Here is a 10,294-nt window from a genome sequence, read left to right on the forward strand (position 1 = left end):
CGAAGGAGGCCCATGTCGAACCTCGACATCGTCCGAGCCGGTTTCGCCGCTTACCTCGCTCAGGACCGCGACGCCATCGAGCGGCTGCTCGCCGACGACTTCGTCTTCACCAGCCCCCAGGACGACCACATCGACCGGGCCACCTTCCTGGAGGTGTGCTTCCCGACGGCGGACCGGCTGCGCCACCAGGAGATCCTGGACGCGGTGGAGATCGACGGCGAACAGGTCTACGTCCGCTACGAGTACGAGCTGACGACCGGTGAACGGCACCGCAACGTCGAGGTGCAGACGGTGCGGGACTGCCGGATCGTGGAGGCCCAGGTGTACTTCGGCGGCCGTTTCCCGCGGGAGTGAAGGGCCGGTCCGGTGGCCACCCGGCCGCCCTCAGACGAAAACGACGCAGGAAGCAGCCGGCGCCTCGATCGCACCGCCCCGCACCGGGACCCCGGTGACCGGGTCGACGGTGAACCAGGTGACGTCGCCGGAGCGCTCGTTGGCCACGTAGAGGTGCCGGCCGTCGGGGTGCAGCGCCAGGGCGCGCGGCCACCGGCCGCCGCAGGGCACGGTGGTGACCAGGGTCGCCGCGCCGCCCGACGGGTCGAGGGCGAGCACGGAGAGGCTGTCGTGGCCCCGGTTGGCGGCCCAGGCGAACCGTCCGTCCGGAGAGACGACCAGTCCGGAGGGGTACGTTCCGGCCGCCTCCGCCCCCTCCGGCAGCAGCCGGCATTCACCGAGCGGTGTCAGGGCTCCGCGCGCCCCGTCCCACCGGCAGACCGTCACCACGGGGTCGAGTTCGTGGATGACGTAGACGTGGTGGCCGTGCGGATGGAAGGCGAGATGGCGCGGTCCGCTGCCGGGCCGGAGCGGCACCTCGTCGTGCACGTCCGGCGCCTCGGCGGCCGGGTCGGCGAACGTGCAGATCCGCACGGAGTCGGTGCCCAGGTCGACGCTGAGCAGCCACCGCCCGTCCGGCGCGGGGGCGACGGCATGGGCGTGCGGCCCCTCCTGGCGGTCGGCATGCGGTCCGCTGCCCTCATGGGCGAGCACTCCGGCGGTGCCGCCGAGCGAACCGTCCTCGCCCACCGGGAGCGCACTGACGCTGCCGGAGCTGTAGTTGGCGGTGGCCAGACGGCCCTCCACCAGGGTGAGGTGGGTCGGGTCGGCGCCTCCTACGGGGACGGCGGGGCCGAGCAGTTCGGGCTGCCCGCCGGGCGTGAGGGCGAAGGCGGCCGCGGCCCCGTCGGCGGTCTCACTGACCGCGTACAGCCACCGGCCGTCGGGGTCCGGCACCAGATAGGAGGGGTTGGGGACGGCGTCGGTGGAGTGCAGCACGGTGAGCGCCCCCGACTCCGGGTCGACCGCCGCGGTGGTGATCCCGCGTCCCCCGTTCGCGGTGAACGACCCGATGTACGCCCGCCGCCCCGGCGCCGCCCCCTCCGCCTGCGCGTCCCCTGCGTCCGCCGCCGCACCGTTCGTCACCGCTCCACCCTTCGTCCGCCGGCCGTTGCGCGCCGGGTGGTTCCCGCACCCGGCGTACGTATCCCTTACCGCGGGGCGGGGCGGACACGCCAGTACGGACACCGGCGGTACGGCTCCGCCCGTACGGACACCGCCAGTACGGACCCCGCCGGTACCGACTCCCCCCGTACGGACTCCGTCAGTACGGCTCCGGCGGGCGGGGCCGCCCGTCCTCAGGCGCCGGCGAGCGGGGAGGGGCGGGTGGTGCGGAGGGGGGCGGCCAGGTCGGACAGGGCCCGTTCCAGGCCGTGCAGATGGGCCAGGGCGGGCTCGGGCACCGCGTGCTCGGGGACCGTCCCGGTCTCGGTGGCGGCGCGGGCCCGGCCCGGTGTGGTGAGGGCCTCCACGGCGGCCTCCACCCGCCAGCAGGCGGCGGCCAGCCGGTCGTCGTGCGAGGCCTCCGGGTCCGCGGCGATCGAGGCGAGGCCGCGGACCTCCCGGGCGCAGTCGTCGAGCAGCGCCAGCACCCGGCGCGCCTTCTCCTTGCGGCCGCGCAGCGGGCTCAGCGGATGCACGAGCGGGGCGAGGGAGAGCCGGACCCGGCCCAGCAGCAGCTCCAGTTCGGCGATCCGCGGGGTGGGATCGGCGGTCTCCGAACCGGCGAGGCGGGCGGCGGCCTCGGTGGCGCAGGTGTGCACACAGCGCAGGGCGCGCTCGATCCAGGCGTCCGTGGTGGCGTGCGTGGTCACCGGCAGGACGAACAGGACGGCCAGTACGGCACCGAGCGCCCCGACACCGGTCTCGGCGAGCCGGAGGGTCAGCAGGTCCTGGTTCAGGACCCCGAGGAGCCCGTAGAGCAGCCCGGCCATCACCGTCACCGCGAACATCATCCAGGTGTACGAGACCGGGGCGGTGTAGAAGATCCCGAAGACGCAGAGGGCGATCAGGGCCACGGAGGGAACGGCGGCGCCGTGCAGGGGGATGGCCACGACCGCCCCGGCGGCGATGCCGAGGACGGTGCCGAGGACCCGGCGGAAACCGCGGACCAGGGTCTCGCCCCGGGAGGCGGTGTTCACGAAGATCCACCAGGTGGCGCCCACGGCCCAGTACCAGCGCTGGTCGGAGAGCAGCTGGCCGGCGAGCAGGGCGAAGCCGCCACCGACCGTCGCCTGGATCGCCTGGCGGGTGGTGGTACGGGCCAGCCCGGTCCCGGACGGCGGCGTGGGCGCGGCGGCCGGCGGCAGCTTCCGCTCGTAGCACCAGAGCCCGAACCGGACGGCGGAGGACGTCGCGATCGACAGGGCGACGGCACCGTAGAGCTCGACGAGCTGACCGGGCACGGTGTGCAGGAACTGCGAGGCGAAGAACATCATGAACGCGAACACCCCGAGGGCGTGGCCGCGCGGGCCCCAGCGGCGGGCGTGGACGCCCAGGCCCATGATCGCGAGGAAGGCCGCGTCCCGGGCCGGCGGGAGGTCGCCCAGCTCCGCGGCGATCGCGAGCACCGGGAAGCCGACGGCGGGCAGCAGCAGGGTGGTGACGGCCTGGCCGCGGACCGTGGTGTCGGTGACGGTGAAGAGGGCGAGGAGTGCGGCGAGTCCGCCGGTGACGGCGGCGACCAGGGAATGCCCGGCCAGACCGCAGACGGCCACCGCCAGGCCGATGCCGAGGACGGCCCGCACGGCGCTGCGCAACCGCAGCCGCCCCGGGTCCGGAGCCACGAACACCCTCTTCAGCACTGCTTCCCCACCCTTCGACGGTCCGACATGACAAAGGCGCCGCGGAATCCGCAGCGCCATCGACACCCCCATCAGAGCATCTCTGGAGCGAATGGCTCAACAGGGGCCGAAAAGGCTGGGCCATTGGCCCATCCGGTGGCATCCATTCCGCTTCGGCGGAGGTCCAATGGCCGGGCCGCGCGGGGCGGCACCCGTCCTGTCGGCGCTGGCCGGTGCCCTGCAGGGGATGGGGCGTCAGCTCGGCAACCGGCTCGACCGGCGGCCCGGATGCTGGGCCATTGGTACATTCACCGGCAGAGTCCGCCGACCGTGAGGAGGCCGTGGACCGTGCCCGTGGACGCCCTGGACGCCAAGATCCTTCGGCTGCTGCTGGAGCAGCCGCGCACCAGCGTGCGGGAGTACGCCCGGCTGCTCGGTGTGGCGCGGGGCACCGTACAGGCGCGGCTCGACCGGTTGGAGCGGGACGGCGTGATCACGGCGTACGGGCCGCGGCTGTCGCCGGCCGCGCTCGGCCATCCGCTGCTCGCCTTCGTGCACATCGAGGTCACCCAGGGCCACCTGGAGGAGGTGGCCGACGCGCTCGCGGAGGTGCCGCAGATCATCGAGGCGTTCTCGACGACCGGCGGCGGCGATCTGCTGACCCGGGTGGTGGCCCGGGACGCGGCGCATCTGGAGGACGTGATCCAGCGGCTGATCAGCCTGCCGGGGGTGGTCCGTACGCGGACGGAGATGGCGCTGCGCGAGCGGGTGCCGCACCGGATGCTGCCGTTGGTGGAGGACGTGGGCGGGACCGCGCGCCCGCGGTGAGCCGGGCCGGCGGTCGGCCGTCCGGCGGGAGCCTCTTGGCATGCTGGAGGGCATGAGCGCCTCCCCCGCCCCCCCTCTCACACCCGGCACTCCCGGCCCGCCCGCCCCGGTGATCTTCGACCTCGACGGCACGCTGGTGGACAGCGAGCCGAACTACTACGAGGCGGGGCGCCGGCTGCTGGCCGGTTACGGCGTGCCGGACTTCAGCTGGGAGCAGCACGCCCGGTTCATCGGCATCGGGACCCGGGAGACGCTGGAGATCCTCCGCGCGGAGTTCGGGATCGACGCACCCCTGGACGAGCTGCTCGCGGGCAAGAACCGGCTCTATCTGGAGCTGGCGCGGGCGCACACCGAGGTCTTCCCGGAGATGCGCCGCTTCGTCGGGCGGCTGTCGGCGGCCGGGCATCCGATGGCGGTGGCATCCGGTTCCTCGCGGGCCGCGATCGAGGCGGTGCTGGCGGGAACGGGGCTCGACGGGCCGCTGGCCACGGTCGTCTCGGCGGAGGAGGTGGCGCACGGCAAGCCGGAACCGGATGTGTTCCTGGAGGCGGCGCGCCGGCTGGGGGTCGCGCCCGCGGACTGTGTGGTGCTGGAGGACGCGGCGCCCGGTGCGCTCGCGGCCGCCCGGGCCGGAATGCGGTGCATCGCGGTCCCGTATGTGAGCGGTACGGCCGACGACCCGGGGTTCGCGGGCGCCGGGCTGCTGTTCCGGGGCGGCCAGCGGGAGTTCACCGCCCGGGCCGCGTACGCGTGGCTGGGGCGGACGGTGGGGCAGCCGCTGAAGGAAGCGGTGGAGGACCCGGCGGGGGACACCGCGACGCCGTCCTGACGACCGTCCTGACGACGTGCCGGACGGCCACGCTCCGGCCGGTCTGTGGCGCGGAGCGTGGCCGTCTTCGGTCACCGGGCGTCCGGCGGGGTCACTCCAGGCCGAGCGACTTGCAGGCCGAGGCGAGGTCGGCGCAGAGCAGATCGACCCGGACCACGCCGTCACGGACGACGGTGTTCTTCATGTTCTTCCGGTCGACGAGCTGCGCCTTGAACAGCCGGGCCGGAATGCCCGCCTTGCTGCTGCTGGTCACGACGGTGGAGGTCAGCGAGCTGATCTTCTTGCCGCGCAGCAGCCGGAAGGCGATTTCTGCTGCCGTTTCGGCTTCCGGCCGGACTTCCTTGTAAATGGTGAAGGACTGGGTGCCGGCGACCACCCGCTGGAGGGCGGGGAGTTCGGCGTCCTGGCCACCGAGCGGAATGTTCTTGAGGCCCGCCGACTTCAGTGCCTCGGCGATACCGCCGGCCATACCGTCGTTGGCGGAGTAGACCGCGTCGAATCCCTGCGGGCCGCGCGCCTCGATGACGTCGGACATCTTCTTCTTCGCGGTCACCGCGGACCAGTCGGGGATGTCCTTCTCATAAACGATCTTGTGGATCTTGCCGTCGAGGACGTCATGCGCGCCCTTCTTGTAGGCCGGCGCATTCGGGTCGGTCGGCGAGCCGTTCATCATGACGATGTCGGCGCCGGCCGCCTGTGATCCGAGGGCGTCGAGAATGCCCTGTCCCTGGAGCCGGCCGATCTTCTCGTTGTCGTAGGAGACATATGCCGCGACGTCGCCCTCGGCGAGCCGGTCGTAGGCGATGACCTTGACGCCCTTCTTGGCGGCCGCGTCCACCCAGCTCTTGGCCGCCTGGGAGTCGACCGGGTCGAGGATGATGACCTTGACGCCCTTCTTCACCAGGGCGTCGAACTGCCTTTTCTGGGTGTCGACTTGCTGCTCGGCGTTGCCGTAATCCACCGTGCATTCGAGGCAGAGGGAGGACACCCGGGAGGTAATGATGCGGCGGTCGAACTTCTCATAGCGGTCCGCTTTGTTCTCCGGGAGGAGCAGACCGATGGAGTCCTTGCCGGCACCCGCGTCCTGGTGATCTTGGCCGCAGGCCGCCAATGGCGCCGCCAGCGAAAGCGCCATTGCGCCGGTGAGCGCACGCCGCATTATTGCATTCATTTTTTCGGTACCTCCCATGGGGCCGCCTGACCCGGCCCAGAACGGCTGAAGTGAACGCCACCACCTGCCTGATCGTCAAGAATCGAAGCAATAACGATATGAAAGCGAAGGGTCACTCGCAGCTTCGAACGGAGGAACGGCGACGACCACTCCGAGTGAACACTCGGCCCTTTATGGAGCCGCAATGACTTCAACCTGCCTTGTCCGGCCCGGAGTTAGTCGATCACTGTGAGTGAACATCGACTTCGCTGTTATGTACACCGAGACGGCGACTCACACCCATTTGTCGACTGATTACCCATGGCGAGCTATTGCCGGGAAACGTCCGATTGGCGAAAGAGGCGGTTTCCGGGGGGCTTTCGCGCCGCACCGCACCGATTTCGGTGAAATCACCTTCACGCCGAAAGTGTCATGTGCCGACGGGCGGTCAGTGGCCGATGGTCCGGGCGATGTCCAGGGTGAGGCGCTGCCAGGGGTCGCGGGGATCGCGTCCGGTGAGCTCGCCGATGCGGCGCAGGCGGTAGCGCAGCGACTGCGGATGCAGGCCCAGCCGCCGGGCGGCGGCGTTCGCGGAGCCGGTGTCGAGGTAGGCGGTGAGCGCGTCCAGGAGGTGCCGCCGGCCGGGGTGCCCGAGCGGGCCGAGCAGCACCCTGGCGATCTGGTCGGGGGTGGTGGCGGGACGGCCGGCGAGGAGCGCGAGGACCTGCGCGTCCCCGTCGGTGAGGAGACGTGAGGGGTGGTGGGCGTGCGCGGGGGCGGTGTCCAGGGCATCGGTCGCGAGGCGGTGGGCCACGGCGATCCGCTCCAGACTCTCCCCCGAGATCGCACAGCCGCGCAGGGCGCGCTCCTGCAGCGCCGCGGGCGCGGCCTCCTCGGCACCGGCCGGGAGCAGCAGGACGACGCGGGAGCCCCGTACCGTCGCCAGCGCGGTGACCTCGGAGACGCCCGCTCCCCCGTGACCGGTCAGTGCCGCGAGCAGTGCGTCCGCCAGTTCCGCACAGACGGCCGGCCCGCTGTCCCCACCCGCCGGGTGGACCGGTTCGGCCGCTGCCACCGGCTCGGCCACCAACAGGCAGTAGCGGTCCGGGAGTTGGACGCCCAGGCGGGCGGCGCGGCCGGTCAGGGCGCCGATGGAGGCGTGCCGCCCGGCGATCAGATCGTCGAGGAGCAGCCGGAGCGCCCGGTCGCGGTCCCCCGCGAGGTCCTCGTTCGCGGCGGCGTAGGTCCCGGCCATCTCTTCGGCGAGGGTGTCCAGCGCGGTCAGCAGCATCCGGGTCAGGGCGAAGGCGTCCTCGGCGGTGGGCCGGGGCGCGCAGACCGCGATCTCGTCCGCGATGACGGTCGCCGCGACCCGGTACGCCCGCAGCACGGCCTGTACGGGGCGGCCGTCGGCGGCCCGGGCCGCCGCGATACCGCGGAACCGGCGCAGATCGGCCGGCGTCAGCACGCCGTCCGTCGCCCAGAGGTACAGCAGCCGGTCCAGCGCCCAGGCGGCGATCGCCCGCACCTCCGGGAGCCGGCGGTCGTCGAGCGCCGTATACGCCGGGACCTGCGCATGCACCGCATCGACGATGGCGTCGACGACCCGGGAAGTGGCGGTCAGCTCCTGCCGGATCCGCTCGCGGTCGTTCATCACAGGGTGATGGTCGCAGCGGAAGAATGTGCGCACCACCGTGGACGGATCTTGTCACTGTCGCCAGGATCGCGGGGACGGCCCGACGGACCACCGGTCGCCGCGGACACCCGGACGCATCGGACCCGTGGGCCCCAAGAAGACGCGAGCAGCGCACGAGAGGCGGAACGGCCGGATGGCGAAGCACTGGGCGGACTTCCAGTACGAGATCTATCTGAACGGCATGTCGGGCGCGGTACCCCGGCTGCCGACCGATCTGACCCGGCTGGAGGAGCTCACCGAGCAGCGATTGGGCCCCGGCCCGGTCGGTTACGTGGCGGGCAGTGCGGGCAACGGCAGCACCGCGGCCGCCAACCGGGCCGCCCTGGACCGCCGGCGGATCGTCCCGCGGATGCTCCGCGAGGTGCACGAACGCGACCTGTCCGTCGAGGTGTTGGGCCGCCGGCTGCCGGCGCCGATGGCGCTCGCCCCGGTCGGGGTGCTGTCGATCCTGCATCCGGACGCCGAGCCCGCCGCCGCCCGGGCCGCCGCCGCGCACGGCGTCCCGTACGTCCTCTCCTCCGCCTCCAGCACCCCCATGGAGGAGGTCGCCGAGGCGATGGGTGACGGGGAGCGGTGGTTCCAGCTGTACTGGGCGAAGGACCGCGAGGTCACCAGGAGCTTCCTCGCACGGGCGAAGGCGGCCGGTTTCACCGCGCTGTTCGTCACCCTCGACACCCCGCTCCTCGCCTGGCGGCCGCGCGACCTCGACCAGGCGTACCTGCCGTTCCTGCACGGGGTGGGCACCGCCAACTACTTCTCCGACCCCGCGTTCCGGGCCGGGCTCGCCAAGCCGGTCCACGAGGATCCGAACGCGGCCGTACGGCACTTCGTGGGGATGTTCGCCGATCCCGCCAAGACCTGGCCCGACCTTTCGTTCCTGCGGGAGAACTGGGACGGCCCGATCGTGCTCAAGGGCATCCTGCACCCGGACGACGCGCTGCGGGCGGCCGAGGCCGGCATGGACGGCGTGGTCGTCTCCAACCACGGCGGCCGACAGGTGGCGGGCTCGGTCGCCGCCGCGGACGCGCTGCCCCGCGTCGTCGAGGCGGCCGGCGACCGGCTCACCGTGCTCTTCGACAGCGGTATCCGCACCGGCGACGACATCGTCAAGGCGCTGGCACTCGGCGCGAGGACGGTGCTGGTCGGGCGCCCGTACGCCTACGGTCTCGGCCTCGACGGCCAGGCCGGCGTCGAGCACGTCATCCGCTGTCTGCTCGCCGAGTTCGACCTCACCCTCGCGCTGTCCGGGCACGCCCGCCCCTCCACGCTGACCGCCGACGACCTCACCACCGCGTCCGCGTAGCGCTCCGCGCCGACGCACCCACCCACCCTCCGCATGACCACCACGGCGCACACCGCGCCCGACACCGAGAGGCCCGCCATGAAGAACGTCCTCGCCGTCATCTCCCCGCACGTGGGCGGCCGCGCCGCCGGCACCGCGCTGGCCGGCGTCTTTCCCGGCCAGGCCCACGTCACCGTCGTCGAGAGCACCGACGAGGACCCCGCGGCGCTGGCCGCGGCACACGTCATCATCACCGGCCTCGCCCCCGTGAGTGCCGAACACCTCGCCGCCGCACCGGAGTTGGAGCTGGTCCAGTGCGCCAGCCACGGCTTCGACTACGTCGATCTGGACGCCGCGCGCGACCGGGGCGTCCCGGTCTGCAACATCGGCTCCAGCGGCGCCGAGAAGCAGAACGTGGCCGAGCAGACCTTCGCCCTGATGCTCGCGCTCGCGAAGCAGCTGGTTCCCGCGCATACGGCGCTGACCGAGGCGGACTGGGCGCTGCCGCGTCTGCAGCAGTCGATCACCGAACTGTCCGGGAAGACCCTCGGCATCGTCGGCCTGGGCCACATCGGCGCGGAGGTGGCGCGGCGCGCCGTCGCGTTCGAGATGAGCATCGTCTACGCCGGGCCGAGGCCGGTCGACCCGGAGACCGCGGCCCGGCTCGGCGGGGCCCGCCATGTGGACCTGGACGAGCTGCTCCGCACCTCGGACTACGTCTCCCTGCACGCCCCGCTCACGGAGGCGACCCGGCACCTCCTCGACGCGGAGCGGCTGGCGCTCCTGAAGCCGAGCGCCTTCGTCATCAACACGGCGCGGGGTGCCCTGATCGACCAGGACGCGCTCGCGGATGCGCTGGCCGCCGGGGCGCTGGCCGGCGCCGGTATCGACGTCTTCGACCCCGAACCGCCGACCGCGGCCCTCCGCCTCCTCAAGGCCCCGAACGTCGTCCTCTCCCCCCACGTAGCGGGCGTCACCCGCGAAACCCTCGTCCGCATCGCCCTGGCGGCCGTCCAGAACGTGATCAGCCATCTGGAGGGCAAGCGGTTGTCCGATGTCGTCGGCTAGCGTCGATACCTTGCGGCGCCTCCCCACGTACCTGGCCGTCCCGCCGTCGAGGTTGCTCGCCGTTGCCGCTTTGCGGCGCCTCCCACGTACCTGGCCGTCCCGCCGCGGGGCTCGCTCGCCGTTGCGCTGTGCGGCGCCCCGCACGTTGTCGGCTTTCCCGCCGTGGGGCTTCTCGCCGTTGCGCCTGGCGGCGGGCGTGGTGTTTTTGGGTGCGGTGACAGCCCTACAGACTTCGTCCTCCGGTCTGTCCCCTCCCGTTGGTGGG

Annotated in this window: 9 protein-coding genes; 5 read left to right on the plus strand and 4 right to left on the minus strand. The window is 72.5% G+C overall.

Annotated elements, in window-relative coordinates:
* Window positions 1-12 precede the first annotated feature (12 nt).
* Window positions 13-354, plus strand: a complete 342-nt coding sequence (locus ACFV1J_RS35610) for a nuclear transport factor 2 family protein (RefSeq protein WP_385865309.1) — start codon at window positions 13-15, stop codon at window positions 352-354.
* A gap of 30 nt (window positions 355-384) precedes the next feature.
* Here ACFV1J_RS35610 and ACFV1J_RS35615 read toward each other — a convergent pair whose 3' ends face one another.
* Window positions 385-1,479: a lactonase family protein gene (locus ACFV1J_RS35615; protein WP_385865311.1), complete on the minus strand. Its 1,095-nt coding sequence runs from the start codon at window positions 1,477-1,479 to the stop codon at window positions 385-387.
* A gap of 212 nt (window positions 1,480-1,691) precedes the next feature.
* Window positions 1,692-3,197, minus strand: coding sequence for an FUSC family protein (locus ACFV1J_RS35620; protein WP_385865313.1), 1,506 nt, complete (start codon window positions 3,195-3,197; stop codon window positions 1,692-1,694).
* A gap of 327 nt (window positions 3,198-3,524) precedes the next feature.
* On the opposite strand from ACFV1J_RS35620, the gene ACFV1J_RS35625 reads away from it, so the two are divergent.
* Both ACFV1J_RS35625 and ACFV1J_RS35630 read left to right on the plus strand, forming a co-directional pair.
* A complete protein-coding gene (locus ACFV1J_RS35625) occupies window positions 3,525-4,004 on the plus strand; it encodes an Lrp/AsnC family transcriptional regulator (protein WP_385865315.1) in 480 nt (159 codons plus the stop codon).
* Between the two features lie 52 nt (window positions 4,005-4,056).
* Window positions 4,057-4,833, plus strand: a complete 777-nt coding sequence (locus tag ACFV1J_RS35630; RefSeq protein WP_385865317.1) for an HAD family hydrolase — start codon at window positions 4,057-4,059, stop codon at window positions 4,831-4,833.
* Window positions 4,834-4,924: 91 nt separating this feature from the next.
* Here the strand turns inward: ACFV1J_RS35630 and ACFV1J_RS35635 are convergent, their stop codons facing one another.
* Entirely contained in the window at window positions 4,925-6,004 is a 1,080-nt protein-coding gene (locus tag ACFV1J_RS35635; RefSeq protein WP_385865320.1) for a sugar ABC transporter substrate-binding protein, read from the minus strand.
* 427 nt (window positions 6,005-6,431) lie between these two features.
* Window positions 6,432-7,637, minus strand: coding sequence for a PucR family transcriptional regulator (locus tag ACFV1J_RS35640; protein ID WP_385865322.1), 1,206 nt, complete (start codon window positions 7,635-7,637; stop codon window positions 6,432-6,434).
* A 175-nt stretch (window positions 7,638-7,812) separates the two neighbouring features.
* Between ACFV1J_RS35640 and ACFV1J_RS35645 the strand changes: the two genes are divergently transcribed.
* Together ACFV1J_RS35645 and ACFV1J_RS35650 are read left to right on the plus strand one after the other, a co-directional pair.
* Entirely contained in the window at window positions 7,813-8,982 is a 1,170-nt protein-coding gene (locus ACFV1J_RS35645; RefSeq protein WP_385865324.1) for a lactate 2-monooxygenase, read from the plus strand.
* Between the two features lie 33 nt (window positions 8,983-9,015).
* A complete protein-coding gene (locus tag ACFV1J_RS35650) occupies window positions 9,016-10,029 on the plus strand; it encodes a 2-hydroxyacid dehydrogenase (RefSeq protein ID WP_385865326.1) in 1,014 nt (337 codons plus the stop codon).
* Window positions 10,030-10,294 lie beyond the last annotated feature (265 nt).

The organism is Streptomyces sp. NPDC059649 (assembly GCF_042734445.1).
Taxonomy (GTDB): Bacteria; Actinomycetota; Actinomycetes; order Streptomycetales; family Streptomycetaceae; genus Streptomyces.